This window comes from Candidatus Electronema sp. JM (assembly GCF_048287415.1).
Taxonomy (GTDB): Bacteria; Desulfobacterota; Desulfobulbia; order Desulfobulbales; family Desulfobulbaceae; genus Electronema.
In genome coordinates, this window is record NZ_JBLWEN010000027.1 from 51636 (window position 1) to 69412 (window position 17777).

At 55.0% G+C, this 17777-nt stretch carries 17 protein-coding genes; 4 read left to right on the plus strand and 13 right to left on the minus strand.

Features of this window, described 5'->3' with window-relative positions; translation table 11 throughout:
- From ACNKH6_RS05475 to ACNKH6_RS05515, 9 genes are all read right to left on the minus strand, one after another.
- Nucleotides 1–321, minus strand: a complete 321-nt coding sequence (locus ACNKH6_RS05475; RefSeq protein WP_417914540.1) for a CU044_2847 family protein — start codon at nt 319–321, stop codon at nt 1–3.
- A 9-nt stretch (nt 322–330) separates the two neighbouring features.
- A complete protein-coding gene (locus ACNKH6_RS05480; RefSeq protein WP_417914541.1) occupies nt 331–732 on the minus strand; it encodes a hypothetical protein in 402 nt (133 codons plus the stop codon).
- Entirely contained in the window at nt 729–1829 is a 1101-nt protein-coding gene (locus ACNKH6_RS05485) for a phosphotransferase enzyme family protein (protein WP_417914542.1), read from the minus strand. The genes ACNKH6_RS05480 and ACNKH6_RS05485 overlap by 4 nt, the downstream gene beginning before the upstream one ends.
- Nucleotides 1826–2713, minus strand: a complete 888-nt coding sequence (locus tag ACNKH6_RS05490; RefSeq protein WP_417914543.1) for a hypothetical protein — start codon at nt 2711–2713, stop codon at nt 1826–1828. Before ACNKH6_RS05490 ends, ACNKH6_RS05485 begins: the two co-directional genes overlap by 4 nt.
- A 53-nt stretch (nt 2714–2766) precedes the next feature.
- Nucleotides 2767–3162: an IS1 family transposase gene (locus ACNKH6_RS05495; RefSeq protein WP_417914544.1), complete on the minus strand. Its 396-nt coding sequence runs from the start codon at nt 3160–3162 to the stop codon at nt 2767–2769.
- Nucleotides 3163–3173: 11 nt separating this feature from the next.
- Nucleotides 3174–3488 (minus strand): transposase-like zinc-binding domain-containing protein, encoded by a 315-nt coding sequence (locus ACNKH6_RS05500; protein ID WP_417914545.1) that lies wholly within the window; start codon nt 3486–3488, stop codon nt 3174–3176.
- 162 nt (nt 3489–3650) lie between these two features.
- Nucleotides 3651–4148 (minus strand): hypothetical protein, encoded by a 498-nt coding sequence (locus ACNKH6_RS05505; protein ID WP_417914546.1) that lies wholly within the window; start codon nt 4146–4148, stop codon nt 3651–3653.
- A gap of 156 nt (nt 4149–4304) precedes the next feature.
- Nucleotides 4305–4649, minus strand: a complete 345-nt coding sequence (locus ACNKH6_RS05510) for a nucleotide pyrophosphohydrolase (protein WP_417914547.1) — start codon at nt 4647–4649, stop codon at nt 4305–4307.
- A 77-nt stretch (nt 4650–4726) separates the two neighbouring features.
- Complete coding sequence (locus ACNKH6_RS05515; protein ID WP_417914548.1) at nt 4727–6196, minus strand: DegQ family serine endoprotease; 1470 nt, start codon at nt 6194–6196, stop codon at nt 4727–4729.
- A gap of 454 nt (nt 6197–6650) precedes the next feature.
- On the opposite strand from ACNKH6_RS05515, the gene glnD reads away from it, so the two are divergent.
- Nucleotides 6651–9209 (plus strand): [protein-PII] uridylyltransferase, encoded by a 2559-nt coding sequence (glnD, locus tag ACNKH6_RS05520; protein WP_417914549.1) that lies wholly within the window; start codon nt 6651–6653, stop codon nt 9207–9209.
- Between the two features lie 89 nt (nt 9210–9298).
- Nucleotides 9299–10627: a type I glutamate--ammonia ligase gene (gene glnA / locus ACNKH6_RS05525; protein ID WP_417914550.1), complete on the plus strand. Its 1329-nt coding sequence runs from the start codon at nt 9299–9301 to the stop codon at nt 10625–10627.
- A 94-nt stretch (nt 10628–10721) separates the two neighbouring features.
- Here the strand turns inward: glnA and ACNKH6_RS05530 are convergent, their stop codons facing one another.
- Both ACNKH6_RS05530 and ACNKH6_RS05535 read right to left on the minus strand, forming a co-directional pair.
- Nucleotides 10722–11063, minus strand: a complete 342-nt coding sequence (locus ACNKH6_RS05530) for a hypothetical protein (RefSeq protein WP_417914551.1) — start codon at nt 11061–11063, stop codon at nt 10722–10724.
- A gap of 1 nt (nt 11064) precedes the next feature.
- Nucleotides 11065–12141, minus strand: a complete 1077-nt coding sequence (locus ACNKH6_RS05535) for a DUF4469 domain-containing protein (RefSeq protein ID WP_417914552.1) — start codon at nt 12139–12141, stop codon at nt 11065–11067.
- A gap of 393 nt (nt 12142–12534) precedes the next feature.
- Here ACNKH6_RS05535 and ACNKH6_RS05540 point away from each other — a divergent pair, with 393 nt between their 5' ends.
- Nucleotides 12535–14553 (plus strand): S8 family serine peptidase, encoded by a 2019-nt coding sequence (locus ACNKH6_RS05540; RefSeq protein WP_417914553.1) that lies wholly within the window; start codon nt 12535–12537, stop codon nt 14551–14553.
- Nucleotides 14554–15496: 943 nt separating this feature from the next.
- Nucleotides 15497–15799 carry a DUF1360 domain-containing protein gene (locus tag ACNKH6_RS05545; RefSeq protein ID WP_417914554.1) on the plus strand — a complete coding sequence of 101 codons (303 nt, stop codon included), beginning with the start codon at nt 15497–15499 and terminating at the stop codon, nt 15797–15799.
- A gap of 217 nt (nt 15800–16016) precedes the next feature.
- Here ACNKH6_RS05545 and ACNKH6_RS05550 read toward each other — a convergent pair whose 3' ends face one another.
- Nucleotides 16017–16667 (minus strand): endonuclease III domain-containing protein, encoded by a 651-nt coding sequence (locus ACNKH6_RS05550; RefSeq protein WP_417914555.1) that lies wholly within the window; start codon nt 16665–16667, stop codon nt 16017–16019.
- The gene (locus ACNKH6_RS05555; RefSeq protein ID WP_417914556.1) at nt 16664–17755 is read right to left on the minus strand and encodes a 6-phosphofructokinase; all 1092 of its coding nucleotides are present in this window, start codon (nt 17753–17755) and stop codon (nt 16664–16666) included. Before ACNKH6_RS05555 ends, ACNKH6_RS05550 begins: the two co-directional genes overlap by 4 nt.
- Nucleotides 17756–17777 lie beyond the last annotated feature (22 nt).

Genomic DNA, 17777 nt, shown 5'->3' on the forward strand with positions numbered 1-17777 from the left:
TCACTTCTTGTTGCTCCACTTCAAGGAGACTTTGAAGGTGGCCTCGCTGTCAGCAGAGGCAATGATCACACCGGTTTTGGCATTGAACTTCAGGCCAAATTCCAGATTGATCTCATCCGGCGTGTTCATCTCCCGAAAGGCGTTCAGCACCACCTCAGCAGCAGGCTTGATTCGGGCCACTGCCTCAGCAAATCGGGCATCAGCCCTGATCGGCCCGCTGTCACCGCTGTGGCTGATGAGCTGCATTCCTTCTGCCTCGCTGACCTCGCCTTCCACATACACTGGCTGGCCGTCCAGCTCAAATTCAATCAGCTTTTTCATGGCACTGTCTCAGTGCTCTATCGTCAGCACAGCAACATACGAATTTAAATCAACAGGTTTTCCTGCTTCAGGATGCGGTTTCAGCTCTTTTAAGGTGAGCATGAAATCGTTGTAGCGATAGCTTTGCTGATATTGCGGGTTGGTGTTGAGAATCGCCGCTTGATTGCCGTCGCCAGTCAGTTCCAGCACGATTTCCGCATTGCCCGCCCATGTGCATTGCGTTCCGGTCGGGCAGCGCGAGTCGCTGGTGACAGAGGCGAAATTAATGACAGCGTCTCCCTCTTTCACGCTGGCATTATACCGCAATTCAATGGTCTTGGGCGGTTTCGCCTCTTCCGGCTTGGTGGTGGCGCAGGATGCGGTCAAGGCCAGCATAGTCAAGCAGCCGCAGCAGAACAAGATAGGTTTCATTTTTTTCTCCAAGAATTGTCAGGTTGCGCCGCGCATTCCGCAGCCGCCGCAGTCAGCTCACTATATTGACTTTCTATTGAGCGCACCAGCGCAAATTGCGTTCTGGCCCGAAAAAGGTTCTGCTCCGGGTGATCGGCTTTGAAATAGCGGCTGCCTGCAAGATAATCGCTGTAAAAACGCAGGCCCAGCTCTAAGCTGATCAGCCGTGCGCTGTCGGTCAGCAGGCGACGGTCGCCGGGTGTGAGCAGCCCTGCGGCGCACGAGCAGTAACCTGCCAGCACCGCAGCAAAAAAATCGTGGCGGAACACGACCTCATCCAAATTCCGCACCTCCTCGCCCAGCGGATTGCAGCAGGAGCGCAGGCAGTCGCCAAGGTCGTGCAGGAGCAGGCCGGGCTTGACCGTGTCCAAATCCACCAAGCTGACCGCCTGCTGTCCGTCCGGCGAAAAAAGAAAATTGCCGACTTTTGGATCGCCATGCACAGTTTGCACCGTGATTTCACCATGCTGCTTGGCATCTTCCAGCAGGCGCATATCTGCTCTGCGCTGGGCGATGAAGTCACGGCAGTCGGCGGCTTCCGGCTGGCAGGCCTGCGGCAGGATCGCGTCATACTGCGCCAAGTACAACGGAGTGTTATGAAAACCGGGCAGGGTGTCTGCCAGCGGCGGAGACGGCAGATCAGCCAGCAAACGGTGAAACAGGCCGAGCGTAGCCCCGATTGCACGCGCCTGCGCAGTGCTGCTGACCGAATCTAAGGCTGTTGTGCCGTCAAGATACGAGAGCAGCCGCCACCATGCGCCGCTGCTGTCTATCCACGCTGTTTCTCCCGTAGGACTGCGGAAAATTTGAAAAACTCTGAAGCCGCTTTCCGCAGGCAAATTGGCCCGCAGATGCGCTGTCACCCGGCAGAGATTGGCCTGCACGAAAGCGGGCTGCGGGAATACCGCCGGATTGAGCCGCTGGAGAACATATTTTCCTCCCGCAGCCGTGACCGCCAGCCAGGTGTCATTGACTCTGCCGCTGCCGAGCGGCGTGAGGGAGGTTAACTGCTCATTTGGACGGAAAAAGGCGCAGGCGGCGCGGCAGAATTCGGTCACTTCAGCGTCACCAGTTCGTAGTTCAGTGCGCTATCCACAAGATGAAGCAGCAACTCTTTATTCGCCGCATTGCCGGTCATCCAGCCAGCACGGCCATTCAGCAGAAATGCGTCGTCACCGCGATGCAGATGATGCTTGTTGGTCAGCATTTTGGCAGGAACAAGAGTTCCTCCTTGGGCATTGATGATCATTCCGTACACACCGTTGAAGATATTGCTTGTCCCTGCAAGCCATTCCTCCCAGAGCACTGCATATTTACCGCCGCCGATAGCGACAAGTTTAGGCCGTTCCGCATCGAGATTTGAACTGGCGGAATAGGTTGTCAGCCATTTTAATCGGTTAGTATAAGCCGTTCCTGAAGAGGTGACAGCCAGCGTATCAGGGAGACTTGGATCAACACCGCTGGTGCTGCTGTTGACCCGAACAATAGCCAGATTGCGTGGCCCATTGACCGTGCTGCTGATGGCAGCATTGCTTTCTGTTGCGAACAGGGCAAGATAGCGGTAAGTAGGATCATTATCAATCAAGGCGATGTTGCCCAACCGGGTATAGGTATTGTTTTCGCCCGTTGTTCCTTTGATTTGGAATAACGGGTAGCGAGTGTGATTTTTTGCGAACACGATATATCTCGGATAGGCATCACCAAGATGATACTCAACAATACCTGTTCCGTCGTACAGAAGCCTCTGATCAAAAGAGTGGCTGCACCAGATTGAAGATGTTTTAGTGATTGCTCCGGTCGAAGCATTCAGTCTGGTGGAAAGAGCTTTTTGATGGCGGACATTGTTGCTGTCAGGGCTGGTGTTGATGCCATACACCAAGGCGATTTCATTGCCACCGACCAGCAGACGGGAGGTCGCGGCAACCATTGGATTGATGATCATCTCCGCGCTGCTGTTAAACGCATAACGGGCTGGTAATAGTAAACCGTGAGTGATCAATGAAATAAAATACGCTCATTATGATTATGAATAAATCTCCAGACAGATGCAGTTAAGTTCTCTATGCTTCTCGAGAACGACAATGTCTTCCTGACTAATACCGACAATCTTTGTCTGAATGTTAAATTGAGCCTTTCGACATGACTTGTTTTTCCGCTTCCTTTGCCGACAGCTCTGTGCCTGTCAGCCGGAAATACTTTTGCGTAAGATGCCAGGCCATCCGTAAAAAATATTCCGTTCTTTTTGCATTCTTCAGAAAGGGAGTCCCACAGGGCGGCAGCTCCGGCATCATCTCTTTTTCCGACATGACATCCGACTATAAGACCTGTTCTCCTCTCGACAGCAAGCCATATCCATGTGTCTTTCTCCTTGCTTCCGACAAACGTCCACATCTCGTCAGCCTCTATGAATATTTTCCCTTTTCTTGATATCTGGAAAGCCTGCTTTCTGACTTCATCGCGTTTTTTTTAACATAGTCCTGGAGCCATCTTTTTGAGATTGAGACTGCTCTTGCAATTCCTGCCATGGATATTTTTTCAAGAAGAAGCCTGTCAACTATTCGCCATTCCGCATCAGTAATTTTTCTTCTTTCTGGATTTTCAACAAATTGACGCGAGCACTCCTTGCATGAAAATTTCTTCTTTCCATTTGCTATGGAACCGTTTCTTACAATATTCAAAGAGCCGCATTCTGGGCATTGAACAGCTTTCTTTTCCATAATTTAAAAAAATATAAAAATGATTTCAGCCCGCATCCGCTCCTTGCGGAAAACTGGCGACGGACATCAAAGCAAGACTGAGCCTTTCAGATATTATATTATTTTCATAATAAATTCAATGCCGTTCTAAGAACCTTTAGTTTTATCACTCATAATTCACCATCACCAACGGGCTGTGTCCAAATCTGAGTTGAATTGAACAGCTCCGGCAGTATTGAGTTTGACAACCCGGACGATGTTGCTGCGATAAGTATTCAAAGGAGGATAAGTGACAGTTAGCTGGCTTGCTTCATTCACGCCGACTGCATAGTAGCGGTTGCCGGAAGCATCACTCGCCAAACCCATGATCCGGTCTAACATGGGGATGTTTGTGGCCGCTTGCGTGACCTTATAGCCGCTAACAGTCGGAGCAACATGCAGCAGTACGGCATTCCAAGCAGTTGCCGTGTCATAATCCTGCGCCAGCACATCCAACTCCATGCCATTTGAGACAGCGATGATCTCTGGCGTTTTCCCATACTTTGCAGAATGGCTTAACGGACCTGACAAATCGCTAATATTGGCATCAAATGGCTTTAGTACGGATGCGACAGGAATTTCAGGGGTGACAGGCGGCGGCTCGCTGCTTTGTCCTCCCAGCAGCAGCATGAGCCACGGCATTTGCGCTGTTTGAGCCGAGGCGGTGGAGGAAATAAGGAAAGTGGTGAAAGCGGCAAAGGAAAGCAGGCATTTTTTTATGGCAATGGCTCACTTGAAAGATAAACTTCTGCTGCGATCTTTCTTCGTTATATCAAAAAAATGCCGTTCAAGCAACTATCAGCTCTTCAGATTTTCGTTTTGATATTGAGCCACTGAATATTTTTTCGCATTAAGGACAACCTTATGCCGAGCCGCAGCCAGCAGGTCAATGTCCAGCCTGTCGGCCATGCGGACCAAGTAAATCAGCACGTCCGCCATTTCCAAGGCCACAGCCTCCCGCTGCGTTTCATCCAGCTCTAAACTCTGCCGCTCGGTCAGCCATTGAAAATGCTCTGTCAATTCGGCTGCCTCAACACTGAGGGCCATCGCCAGATTTTTCGGACTGTGAAACGGCTCCCAGCCGCGCTCGGCGGCAAAATTGCGGAGAAAAACAGCCAGCTCTTCAAGGGTATTGAATGACATGGGGAGGCGCAAAAAAATGGAAAAAGAAAGGGGCAGGCATCGGCCTGCCCCTGTGAGATCATGCAGGAAACCCGCGTTTATTCCTCGTACTTCAGCACCACATATCTGCTGAACTCACCTGCCCGCACCCGCAGCAACACCTGTTTGGAGCCGCCGCTTGTCTTCAGAGCATCTTTCAGTTCCGCCAAGGTGCGCACCCGGATTTTGTTCACCTCTTCAATGAGCTGGCCCGGCTCGATGCCGACGTTGTCCGCCGGGCTGCCCGCCTCCACTTCGCTGACAATCACGCCCTGCCCTTTGCTGTAGCCAAACTGAGCGGCCAGATCAGGCGTGAGTTCCTGCAAGGTCAGGCCGAGCTTGTCCAGCACTGAACCGCTTTGCAGCTTCATTTTCGCCTTCGCATTTTCACTGAAATCCGAAGGCTGCTCGGCGATCACCACGCTGACCTGCTGCCGGACACCGTCCCGGATGATGCTCAAGGCAACCGGCGTGCCGGGTGGAATCATTGCCACCCGGTTGCGCAGATCGCTCACGTCAGTCATCGTCGCGCCGTTGAGAGACAGGACGATATCGCCCTGTTTGAGGCCAGCTTTTTCCGCTGGCGAACCGGCAGTCACCTCAGAAACTAAAATGCCTTCCGCCTTGCTCAGGCCAAAGGACTGGGCAAGATTTTCATCAATATCCTGAATGATCAGCCCCAGCCAGCCGCGCACCACCTTGCCGTGGCTGCGGAGCTGCTCCTCCACCGATTTCGCCATATTGATCGGAATGGCGAAACCGATGCCCATTGAGCCGCCGCTGCGCGAAAAAATCGCGGTGTTAATGCCGACAGCCTGCCCTTTGATGTTCAGCAGCGGTCCGCCGGAGTTGCCGGGGTTGATGGCCGCGTCGGTCTGAATGAAGTTTTCGTAGTCATTGATGCCGATGCGGTTGCGGCCCATGGCCGAGACCACGCCCACGGTCACGCTCTGGCTCAGTTCAAAGGGGCTGCCGATAGCGATTACCCATTCGCCGACTTCAAGCTGGTTGGAGTCGCCAAGCGGCAGGGTGGGCAGATTCGTCGCCTCAATGCGGATCAGGGCTACGTCAGACTGCGGGTCCGTGCCCACAACTTTGGCGATGAACTCGCGCTTGTCCGCCAGCTTGACCGTGATCTTGTCCGCGTCCTCAACCACATGATTGTTGGTGAGAATCAGGCCGTCCGGGGCAATAATGAAGCCTGAACCTGCGCCCTCCTGTTTGGGCTGCCGCCGTTGCCGCTGCGGCTGCTGCTGCTCAAATTGGTCGCCAAAAAAACGCCGCAGGAATGGATTGTCAAATAATTCCTCCATCTGCCTGCCGCTCGATCCTTTCAGCGTCTTCTCAACACTGACATACACTACCGCAGGCCCGGCCTTTTTGACCACCGAGCTAAAGGCTTTGCCGGAACGCTCCAGCATGGCGATGTCGTTGTCCTGCGCGGCAGCGGGGATTGCCGACAGAACAAAACAGAACAAACAGGCGGCGATCGCTTGCAGCCGCGCCAACTTATGCTTCTGTCGCATCATTTTTTGCAGCTCCACGAAATAATAGATTAGTATTGCAGGGAATATGCACATTCCCTTTTCTGTCCTGCGGACAAGCTATACTCTTATACGCGCCGCTGGAATCGTCAAGCGGTATTGCGTCGGCCCGCGCCATTTTCTGGCAGGCTGCTTCAGCGACATTATTGTAGCCAATGCTTTTGAAAAATACATTTATGTTAAAAAAAGCGGGAGAGCTTGTTGAGTAGTTTTATTAATTATCCATTCAAACAAACAAGTTATTCGCGCAGAACCAAAACGGGCACATTCTTTGCATAAACGACGGCAAGAGCGGCAGACAATTTTCCCCTCGACAAGATGCTGCTTGTGGGCTGTCAGCAGTCTTGGTATGATGACAGCTTTTTCCGTTGCAATTCTGTAAATTCAGGCAAAGGCACGATGAGAGGCATCCTCTTCAGCGCAGCGCGGAGGCAGGCTGATGTCCGCTGACCTGCTTAAACGGCAGGAAATCTGCGGCAGCCTCTGGCAGGACGGTCTCAGCGGCAGCGAGCTGCTGGCCCGGCAGACTGATCTGGTGGACGCTTTTGTCATCGAACGCTTTCAAGCCTCGGAAGCGGTGCGGGCGGCGGGCGGCGGCATCGCCCTGATTGCGCTGGGCGGCTATGGCCGCCGCGAGCTGCATCCCTATTCCGACATTGACCTGCTCCTGCTGCACGACCGGGCGGCGGAAAAGAAGATGCGCGAGGCGGCGGAATCTATTCTTTATCCGCTTTGGGACGCGGGCTTTGAGGTTGGCCACAGCGTGCGCGGAGTAAAGGACGCAGTCAAATTCGCCGCTGAGGATTATCTGTTTCAGGTCGCGCTGCTCGACGCGCGGCTGCTGATCGGCTCTGAGAGCTTGTTTCAGGAGCTGATGGCACTGCACCGCAAGAAGAACATTGAAGGCCGCCGGGACAAGTTTGTCCGCACCATGCTGAACTTGCGGAATGAGCGCAGGCAGAAGCACGGCAGCCACGCCTATCTGCTGGAGCCGCAGATCAAGGAGGGCAGAGGCGGCCTGCGCGACATGCAGGCCATGCTCTGGACGACCAAAGCTGTTTTCGGCCTGAACGGGCTGGTGGACTTGGAAGATGCCGGGATATTCAGCCCGGACGAGCGGCTGGCTCTCGCCGCCGCGCAGGACATGCTCGTCCGCGTCCGCGTCCGTCTGCACTGCCTCAGCCGCCGCAAGAACGACCGTCTCTTTTTTGAATATCAGGAGGAGATGGCGGCGGATTTCGGCTGTCAGGACGGGGAGGGAATGCGGGCGGTCGAGCGTTTCATGCGCCAGATTTACAGCTCCCTGCATACCGTGGCCGCGACCACTGATCTTTTTTTCGAGCAGGCGCAGGAGAATCTCGGCCTGAGCAGCAGAGACAGCCGTGAACAGGAGCTGGAGCAGGGCATTGTGGCGCGGGCGGGCAGCCTCCGTCTCGCTGTGACCGATGCCGCGCTGGCCAAGCAGCCGCAGCTGCTCATGCGCCTTTTTTATCAGGCCGGGCGGACAGGCCTGCCGGCGCATCACCGGACACGGCAGCTGGTCAGCCGCAGCCTGCATTTGGTTGATGACGCATTCCGCAGCTCGAAACGCGCCGCCAAGAGCTTCATCGGCCTCCTGCTGACGGAGAATCCGCTGCCCGCGCTGGAGACCATGCTGGAGACCGGCCTGCTCACCGCCTGCATCCCGGAGTTTTTCACCGTCGAGTCGCTGGCCCAGCACGATCTGTATCACATCTACACCGTGGACCGCCATCAGCTCCAGACCGTGGCGGAATTAGCCAGGCTGCGCCGCACAGAGCCAGAGCTGACCGTGGCCGCGCCGCAGCTGCTCTGTCTCGCCGCCTTGCTGCATGACATCGGCAAGGGCCAGCATACCGATCATTCGCAGCGCGGCGCGGAACTCGTCAGCGGCATCGGCCAGCGCATGGGATTGAACAGCGCGGAGTGCCAGCGGTTGGCCTTCCTTGTCCGCTGGCATCTCTATCTGCCAGAGAACGCCCTGCGCCGCGACCTGAGCGACCACGCTTTCATCCGCGAGGCGGCCCGGCTGATCGGCGACACCGACATGCTGACCATGCTCTATCTGCTTTCCATCGCTGACTCCAAGGCCACCGGCCCTTCGGCGTGGTCGGATTGGAAAGCGGACTTGCTGGCCAAGCTCTTCCTCAAGGTGCGGGCCTGCTTGGATGCGGGCTGCACGGCGGCGGATGCGCTGTGCAGCAAAAAGAGCGAGGCCGAAGGCGCGGCATGGCTGCGGGAACAGATTGCCGCCCTGCTCAAGCCGGGCGAAGAGATCAGGATGCCGCTGGCCGAGCTGCCTGCCGATTATTTGACCAGCTTCAGCCCGGAGGAAGTGGCCCGGCACCTGCGCCTGCACCGCGATCAGGCCGCCTTGCTCCAGCAGAAAGTGTTGCTTTTCCCGGAAGAGCAGTCCGGCTCGTGGCCGCTGCTCATCCTCTGCCGCGACCGGCACGGCCTGCTGGCAAAGATCTGCGGCGTGCTGGCCCTGCACAACCTCTCCGTGCTGGCCGCGAGAATTTTTACCTGGCCGGACGGCACAGTGGCGGATGCGCTGCATGTCAAGCCGACAGCCCAAGTTGCCTTTGCCGAGCAGAACTGGCGGGCCGTGGAGGACGACCTCAACCGGGCGGTGAATTACCGCTTAGATGTAGGCCTTCAGCTCCACAGCAAGCTGGAGAGCCTGAGCCGCAAGCCCGCCATTCAGCGGTTGCGCACTGATGTGATTATTGATAACGCCGCTTCGGATCAATACACGGTGATTGAGGTTTATGGCGGCGATCATCTCGGCGCATTGTATCAGCTCACGCAGACTTTGTCCGATTTCCGCTTGAGCATCCATCACGCCAGAATCGCCACTGCGGTGGAACAGCTCATTGATGTGTTTTATGTGAGCAGCGAAGACCGCCGTAAGATTGAGGATGCGGCCTTGCTGGCGGAAATCCGCCATGCGCTGCTGCATATTTTGGGCAATTCGTAGGGGCGGTTCGCGAACCGCCCCTACATGAACGACGTTATTTCATCCGGCCCGCCGGATTTCATTCATCACGCATCAAGGAGACATCAGAGATGACCCGCGAAGAGATCATGCAAATTATCGAGGAGCAGAATGTCCACTTCTTCCGCCTCCAGTTCGTTGACATTCTCGGCTTCATGAAGAATGTCGCCGTGCCCCGGAGCCAGATTGAAAAGGCATTGGACGGCAAGATGATGTTCGACGGCTCCTCAATTGATGGTTTTGTCCGCATCAACGAGTCCGACATGTACCTGAAGCCGGACTACAACACCTTCACCATTCTGCCGTGGCGCAACCAGAACGGCACCAACGCCGCCCGCATCATCTGCGACGTGTACAACCCGGACGGCACCCCGTTTGTCGGCTGCCCGCGCAACAACCTGAAGCGCGTGCTGGCCGAGGCCAAGGCGATGGGCTACACCATGAACGTGGGCACCGAGGCTGAGTTCTTCTTGTTCGAGAAGGACGAGAATGGCCGCGCCACCACCAACACCAGCGACGTGGCAGGCTATTTCGATGTTGAGCCGGATGACTGCGGCATCAACTGCCGCCGCGAGATCATCGAGACCCTGGAGGCTATGGGCTTCGAGATCGAGGCTTCCCATCATGAGGTTGCCGAGGGCCAGCACGAGGTCAACTTCAAATACTCCGACGCGCTGACCGCAGCCGACAACACCATCACCTTCAAGTGGGTGGTCCGCTCCATCGCTGCTGAGTACGGCCTGCACGCCACCTTCATGCCGAAACCGGTCTTCGGCATCAACGGCTCCGGTATGCACACCAACCAGTCGCTGTTCAACGCTGACGGCACCAACGCCTTCTTTGACCCGAACGGCCCGCTGCAACTGTCTGAAGTCGCCTACAAGTACATCGCAGGCATCTGCAAGAACGCCTACGGCTTTGCGGCAGTGACCAACCCGCTGGTGAACTCCTACAAGCGGCTGGTGCCGGGCTACGAGGCTCCGGTGTATGTGGCATGGTCTGCATCCAACCGCTCGGCGATGATCCGCATTCCGGCTTCACGCGGCCTCGGCACCCGGACTGAGGTGCGCTGCCCGGATCCCGCCTGCAACCCGTACTTGGCCTTCGCCATGATGCTGACAGCAGGTCTGGACGGCGTGAAGAACAACCTCCAGGCACCGGCTGAGGTCAAGCACGACATCTTCGAGATGACCGCGCAGGAGAAGGCTGCTGCTGGCATCAAGAGCCTGCCCGCCAGCCTGAAGGAGGCCATCGAGGCCCTGAAGGTCAACCCGCTGGCCCGTCCGTCCCTCGGCGACCACATCTTCGACCGCTACATCGAGAACAAGGAGCAGGAGTGGGATGAGTACCGCCTCGCCATCACCGACTGGGAGCTGAAGAAGTATCTGAGCAACTATTAAGCAGTTCTCAGCAGCAGCAAGGGGCGGAAAATCTTTCGCCCCTATGCCCCCACCTTTACCACCAGCACATCTGCCAGCCTGCCGGAATCGCCTGTTATCTGCACTGCCAAATTTTTTTCAGTCGCCAATGCCCTTGATAGCGTTCAAGATCAATATGGAGGCAGTGAATGCGCAGATCATGTCCTCCTAGATTGAACGTGTCCTTGTCAGTCGGAAATACTGTAATTTGCCTCTCTTCGAGAAAAGCATGTTCCAAGGTTTCTGACTGCTCCACTTCGCAGAGTGCTTTGAAGGAGGATGCCTGACAGTAATCTCCTGTCTTAGTCTCTGAAAATTCAGAGCAGGCGGCATGGAGCTTCACCGGATTGTTCTCGTTGATACACTGCCGAATGAAGGACAGCACTTGCATTGGCGTGTCAAACAATGGTGCAGTCATCTCACGCCACCTTCATCACCAGCACATCTGCCAGCCTGCCGGAGTAATTCTCCCTGATCATCTTCACCAGATCGGCAAAGTTGTTCACAGTGAGATTCAAGCTGCTCAATGCGGAACCCGTGAAGCCCGCTAATGTGATCGGCCCGTTGCCTGTCACTTTCACCGCTGCGCCTGCCTTGCCGCCTTCCGTCATATCAAGCAAATTCAGCGACAAGCTGCCTTCATGCAGATCAAGCACCGCCTGAATGCGCACGGTCTCGTCCGCGCTCAATGCGCCTCCGGTGACAGTGACGTAGGCTGCGGCCGCATTGCCAGTAAGGATGCCGACATCAGGCGGATTGGGATGGCCGAAATTAGTCAGCGTCAATGGCGTGCGCAGCCTGCGCTCGTAGATACCGGTGCGCAGCGTGCCGTTCTCGGTGTACTGGGTGGTGACGGAGAGGATGTACTCGTTGTTCCAAGGGTCTTGCTGGGCGGGAATGTCCGGCAGGAGGGTGATTTCTGAATTGAAGACCGCAGTGCAGCGGGTCTGCCTCTGCCTGCCGCCGCGCGTTCCTTCGAGCACGCAGCCGCAGTTCCCGTTCTCCCTCTCAAAGAGGAGGGCATTGCCGCTCAGATGCAGCGCGCCGTTCGGATTGAGCACATCGTTCAGCTTCAGCACCATATCTTCAGCAGAGGTGATCACAGGCAGCTTCTTTGACACAGGCAGCCGCTCCAGCTGCGCCAGCCGCTGCACCTCCGACTGAAAGGCTTTGGCGATAATGACCCGTATATTCAGAATGTTATCTATAGGCGGCAGCGGATCGTCCGGCTCATCCAGACGGGCGTTCAAAGAAACGCGGAAAGTGAACGCATCCTCCAGCGCAGCCTGATTGCCGTTGATCAGATCCAGCTTGATTTCCTCCACCAAGGCCTTCAGCGTGGTCTTGACTATCTCCTCGTCCAGCGCGGAATGTTTCTGCGCGATCCTGGCGGCCAAGTCATTGCAGCCGCTTGTGCTGCGCGGCAGATGCAGGGGCCGCCAAGACTGAGGCGTGGTCAGGGGGTTAATTTCGGGCCGCCATTGCACGGTTGCCATAACTGTCCTCCAATTCAGTTAATTGCTCCGCATGAACATGAAAGTGTATGAACAGGTATGGTAAAGATCGTGGACTTTTCTGTCAACAGGAGAACATCATGCAGGCATGATTGCGAGCAGTATGAACTCATGGGTATGACAAATAGAAGATCACGAGCATGATATCGAGAAGATCATGAACGTGATAAACTGAACATTGTGAGCGTGAGTTCCAAGCAGTCATAATTATAATTGTATGAAACTCATAAGCTATAGGATTTATTACAGACAAATGAATTTTTCCATTGATTGAATGTTAATGCGTTGGTAAATTGCTGCTTATTGATCGTATCATGAATGATTCCGAAAGAAAAGAATAAGAATTATTCTCAGGACAGTTTTATCTTTTGCGCCATGACCACACACAATGACACTGCGGACATCCTTCCAGGCCTGAAGGAACTCTGGGCCGAAACTCTCGGCAGCCCGGAAGTTGTCGTTGCGGTGCTTGACGGCCCGGCAGACCTGTCTCATCCCTGCTTTGCCGGAGCGGCGTTGCGCAGCTTCAGCGCGGAAGACAGCAGCGCAGCGGGCGGCGGCACGGCGGCCCAGCACGGCACCCATGTCGCCAGCATCATCTTCGGCCAGCAGCAGAGCGAGGTGAAGGGCATTGCGCCCAAGTGCCGTGGGCTTCTGGTGCCGGTTTTCGCGGACGAGCCGAATGGGGGCTTGACTCCCTGTTCTCAGATTGACTTGGCGCGGGCAATCACACAGGCGGTTGAAGCCGGAGCGCATATCATCAACATCAGCGGCGGTCAGCTGGCTCCTTCTGGAGAAGCTGACCGGCTGCTGATGAACGCCATCCGCCTTTGTCAAGAACGTGATGTGCTGCTGGTTGCTGCGGCGGGCAATGACGGCTGCGACTGTCTGCATGTGCCAGCAGCCTTGAAGTCCGTGCTGGCAGTCGGGGCTATGGACAGCAATGGGCAGCCGGTTGCGATCAGCAATTGGGGCAAAGCGTATCAGTCGCAAGGCATTCTTGCGCCCGGAGAAAATATTCTCGGCGCATTGCCCGGCGGCGGAACAGTGCGCAGAAGCGGCACCAGCTTTGCCGCGCCGATAGTCACAGGAATTGCCGCCTTGCTGTTGAGCCTTCTGCGGCAGCAGGGCAGGCAGGCATCCCCTCATGCAGTCCGCGAGGTGCTTCTGCAAAATGTCTTGCCGTGCAATCTGCTCCAAGGGACGGAGCAGCAGCGGTGTTTGATGGGAAGGCTGAATGTTTCAGGCAGTTACAGTTCATTAACTAAGTCAGCACAAGGAGGAAGTGTTATGTCAGAAAACGAAGTGATGGTCACGCCGTCAGCTTGCGGCTGCGGCGGAGCCAAGGAAGAAGTGATTGAATTGGAAGAAAACGTTCAGCCGAGCATGGCAGCTTTCGCGAAGACAGCAGCGGCACCTATATCAGCATCATCGGTCAGACCCTCTGAGGGCTGCCCTTCATGCCCAGGAGGTGCGCAGTTAGTTTTTGCATTAGGTCAGCTTGATATTGATTATGGCAGCGAAGCGAGGAAGGATGCCATAAATCAAGAAACGTCAATGTATCGAAACAGAGTTGACGGCGAGAAATACAAAGATATAGCCAGTGAGGAAAAAAAGTTCTTGCTGGCCTATCTTGATGAAGCACCTTGGGCTGCTCAATCTTTAGTCTGGACTCTGAATCTGGATGCGACTCCGATTTATGCCATAGTGCCGCAAGGTCCCTATGCTGCGGAGATTTACAAAAGATTGGTTGAGTTCTTGCATGAAAGTGTCGCTCGTCTAAAAAAGACACGAGAGGGCATGAAAATAGAGCCAGGTGTCGAACGCATCTCTGTGCCTGGCTATATAGGGGGAACCATCAGGCTCATGTCAGGCCATACAGTACCGGTGATTGTCCCAGATATACGCCAAATGTATAGCTGGACTATTTCTGCATTGACTGACAAAGTCATGGACGAGCTAGTCATGCCTGTTCTGACCATACCTGACAATGCGACTGGACGGCCCGATAAGGAGCAGATAAGGGAATCCATTAAAAACTACCTGTATCGGGTTTATTACGAATACAGGAATCTTGGGATGACTTCACAGGAACGTGCATTGAATTTTTCAGCAACCAAGATGGTTAATTTGGTGCAGGCCTTTTTGTACAACTTGGAGGAAGCCGAAGAGGGGTCACCTCAAAAGGTGCTGAAAAGGGTTCTTGATCAAATTACGGTGAAAAAGAGTCCCGTTTGTCGTCCCGGCTCTGATTGTCAGGATGTTGAACTCAGCTTCTTTGACCCAGAGAATGCCCAGCGGGCCTGCTTGGTTGCCACGTTTACAGTGGATGTAAGCGAAGTGCTGCCGGTTGAAATTGGCCATGTCCGCACATGGCTGCGCCGCTGCAACTAAAAAATCTGCACACTAATAGGGGGAAATAATGCCAAATCTGCCATCTGCACTCACATTGAGCCGAACAGCTCTGAATGCAGTTTTGTCGTCAGAACATCCTGTTGAAAGAGCTGCAATGATTCGTGAAATGGAATCTGACAGCCTTGTGATCAGCTTTGGTTCTAATGAGATTAGATATAGTGCCAGAATGATCATGCCAAGTACAGCAGCAAGATCATTTATGCCAAGTACGGCTATGGACTGCGAGATATGCTGTCAAATGCAGAGACAAGGAAGTCCCGTTGACTGCGGAAAACTTGTTCGCGGGTGTATCTGTTGACTTTATTGCGAGGAATTGTGCTCGCAATATTTAATGCCTACTAAAGGCGAAATTATTAATCAGGAGGAATACCATGAGAATCCCAAATCAAGCGCAACCAGCTATGCGGAACACTGTAAAAGCAGCAATGGAAAGCAGCAATAGTGTTAATCCATCCTGGAGCTTCGGCAGTATCATTAATGACATTGGAAACGCGATAGGTGGCGTGATAAAACATGTCGATCCGATATGTGCGGTAGAATGCGCCGGTGCTCTTGCTTCGTGCGGTTTCTCGCCGACCTGCCTAATCCAGAATGGCATGAGTAAGTGTGTAAAATGTATCAAATGATTTATACCTACCAGTAAAAGATAATGTGTATGAGTGGTAGCATCTCTCATACTGCCTATGATTTTTTATTGGTAATATGACGGTTAGATAACTCAAGTTGAGTTTCAATGAAATCAACTTGAGTTATTTTTATTGCAAATAATACAGATTCTTCTGTGGAAGAAGAATGCTTGATCTCCTGTAATGGAAAACAAAAAATGAATAAAAAAATGGATTCTGCAATCTGGATAAAAAATTTCATGCTGCGGCCTGTTGCGCACTGCTCAACAGGCTGTTAGCTGCCCTGCGCAGCGCACATGCAAACCGCAATCTATCTCTCCTTCATCACCGCATCCATTTCCTTCACCGTCACTGAAACCAAGCTGTTCAAACGGCTGCGGGAATGGGTGAAGGAAAGGAACGCCTTCTTCGGCGAGCTGCTGCATTGCGGCTACTGCTTCGGCCATTGGGTTGCCTTTACATTGGTGGCTATCTACCAGCCAAAGGCCGTTTCCGCTTGGCCCCCGCTTGACTACTTCCTCACCGCCTTGCTCATCGCCTGGTTCAGCGGCATCCAGTGGGTGCTCATGTGCTGGGTGATGGCCAAGGCGGGGAAGTGAGCGATCGGCTATTTCGATGTTGAACCGGATGACTGCGGCATCAATTGCCGCCGCGAGATCATCGACTGGGAGCTGAAGAAGTACCTGAGCAACTATTAAGCAGATGTCGGCGTATCAGCCGACAATGAGAACAAAAGGCAGCTTTCAGAGAAGGAAGCTGCCTTTTGTTTTTTGCGGCGCACTTCGCGCATCGAAAAATTCTATAAAGCGGATATGTTCAGTGCAGGCAGTTCAGTCCAATCAGCGGGCAGTTCTTGCAGTCCTGCTTGGATTTTTTACAAAATTCTTTGCCGACGCGGATGATGAGGGCGTGGTATTCATTGAAAAGGGCCGCGTCCTCTTCCAGATGTGTCATGAACACGTCCTGCATCTGGAAATAGTCGCAATCCTCGCTTATCAGCCCGTGCCGGGAAAAAATACGGTGCGTGTAGGCATCAACGACAAAGACCGGTCGGCCTGCGGCATAAAGGACGATGGAGTCCGCTGTCTCCGGGCCGATGCCCTTCACCCCCAGCAGCAGCTCTCGCAGCGTCATAGTCGGCTGACTGAGCAGCGTCTCCACGCCGCCCTGCTCCTTAATCAGGGCCAGCAGGTTCTTCAGCCGGGCGGCTTTCAGGTTGTGATACCCGGCGGGGCGGATCAGCTCGGCCAGCTCTTCCGTCGGCAGAGCGGCAAGCTGCGCCGGATTGAGCCTGCCTGCCGCTTTCAGATTGGCGATTGCCTTTTCAACGTTCTGCCAGTTCGTGTTCTGCGTGAGCACAGCCCCGACCATGATTTCAAACGGGCTGTCGCCGGGCCACCAGTGCTGCGGCCCGAAATGCGCCAGCAGGCGGTCGTATATCTCGTTCAGGGCGACAGCAGAGTTCATTCTTTATCGCCAAGGCAGATGCCGATGGAGCGGGCGGTCAGCACCTTGTCGCTGGCCGGATCCACCTGCTTGCGGCGGCGGATCGCCTCTTCCAGCGGCACAGCGGACATGGTCGGCGGAGTCCATGCCACCATGTGGTCGAACTGGCCAGCCTCGGCCATACGCACCGCTGATGCCCCGAAGCGCAGGGCAAGGAGGCGGTCAAAAGTGGTCGGCGAGCCGCCGCGCTGCAAATGGCCGAGCACCAGCGAGCGGGTGTCCTTGCCGATCCGCTGCCGAATTTCCTCAGCCACCCATTCGCCGATGCCGCCGAGGACAGATTCAGCCCGCCCGGTCTCGCCCTTGCCCCGGCTGATCACCTGGCCGCCCTCAGCCTTGGCTCCTTCGGCGACCACGACGATGGAATAATGCTTGCCGTGCAGCTCGTTCTCCGTGATTTTACGGCAGACTGCCTCCATGTCAAAGGGGATTTCCGGCACCAAAATCACGTCCGCGCCGCCAGAAATGCCGGAGTAAAGCGCGATCCAGCCGGAGTCGCGGCCCATGACTTCAACCACCAGCACCCGGTCATGCGACTTGGCGGTGGAATGCAGCTTGTCCAAGGCTTCAGTGGCGGTGGCCACAGCGGTGTCAAAACCGAAGGTGCGGTCGGTGGCTTCCAAGTCGTTGTCGATGGTTTTCGGCACGCCGATCACCGGCATTCCTTTCAGGGCGAAACGATGGGCGATGTCCAAGCTGCCATCGCCGCCCACCGCGATATGGCAGTAAAAGCCCATCCGCTTGAAACAGGCCAGCACCCGCTCGGAGACATCAACAATCTGCACCTCCCCGGCCAGATTTGGCACTGGCATGGCAAAGGGATTGCCCTTGTTGGTGGTGCCGAGGATGGTGCCACCCATTGGAGTGATGCCCTCCACGTCCTCCGGGGTCAGGCGCACCAGCTCTTCGGGGTCAAGAAAACCCTTGTAGCCGTGCTTGCTGCCGTACACCTCCCAGCCAAGCCGCGTGGCTGACTTCACGACTGCGAAAATAACCGCGTTCAGGCCGGGCGCGTCGCCGCCGCCGGTGGAGATCACTATCTTGCGCATGGTTCGTCCTGTGGTCTTGCTG

Coding starts and splice junctions, on each gene's coding strand:
- ACNKH6_RS05510 (WP_417914547.1), bottom strand. CDS start 4,649: ATGTCATTCAATACCCTTGAAGAGCTGGCTGTTTTTCTCCGCAATTTT.
- ACNKH6_RS05515 (WP_417914548.1), bottom strand. CDS start 6,196: ATGATGCGACAGAAGCATAAGTTGGCGCGGCTGCAAGCGATCGCCGCC.
- ACNKH6_RS05480 (WP_417914541.1), bottom strand. CDS start 732: ATGAAACCTATCTTGTTCTGCTGCGGCTGCTTGACTATGCTGGCCTTG.
- ACNKH6_RS05490 (WP_417914543.1), bottom strand. CDS start 2,713: ATGATCATCAATCCAATGGTTGCCGCGACCTCCCGTCTGCTGGTCGGT.
- ACNKH6_RS05555 (WP_417914556.1), bottom strand. CDS start 17,755: ATGCGCAAGATAGTGATCTCCACCGGCGGCGGCGACGCGCCCGGCCTG.
- ACNKH6_RS05540 (WP_417914553.1), top strand. CDS start 12,535: ATGACCACACACAATGACACTGCGGACATCCTTCCAGGCCTGAAGGAA.
- ACNKH6_RS05550 (WP_417914555.1), bottom strand. CDS start 16,667: ATGAACTCTGCTGTCGCCCTGAACGAGATATACGACCGCCTGCTGGCG.
- ACNKH6_RS05530 (WP_417914551.1), bottom strand. CDS start 11,063: ATGACTGCACCATTGTTTGACACGCCAATGCAAGTGCTGTCCTTCATT.
- glnD (WP_417914549.1), top strand. CDS start 6,651: ATGTCCGCTGACCTGCTTAAACGGCAGGAAATCTGCGGCAGCCTCTGG.
- ACNKH6_RS05495 (WP_417914544.1), bottom strand. CDS start 3,162: ATGTGGACGTTTGTCGGAAGCAAGGAGAAAGACACATGGATATGGCTT.
- ACNKH6_RS05505 (WP_417914546.1), bottom strand. CDS start 4,148: ATGCCGTGGCTCATGCTGCTGCTGGGAGGACAAAGCAGCGAGCCGCCG.
- ACNKH6_RS05545 (WP_417914554.1), top strand. CDS start 15,497: ATGCAAACCGCAATCTATCTCTCCTTCATCACCGCATCCATTTCCTTC.
- ACNKH6_RS05535 (WP_417914552.1), bottom strand. CDS start 12,141: ATGGCAACCGTGCAATGGCGGCCCGAAATTAACCCCCTGACCACGCCT.
- glnA (WP_417914550.1), top strand. CDS start 9,299: ATGACCCGCGAAGAGATCATGCAAATTATCGAGGAGCAGAATGTCCAC.
- ACNKH6_RS05475 (WP_417914540.1), bottom strand. CDS start 321: ATGAAAAAGCTGATTGAATTTGAGCTGGACGGCCAGCCAGTGTATGTG.
- ACNKH6_RS05500 (WP_417914545.1), bottom strand. CDS start 3,488: ATGGAAAAGAAAGCTGTTCAATGCCCAGAATGCGGCTCTTTGAATATT.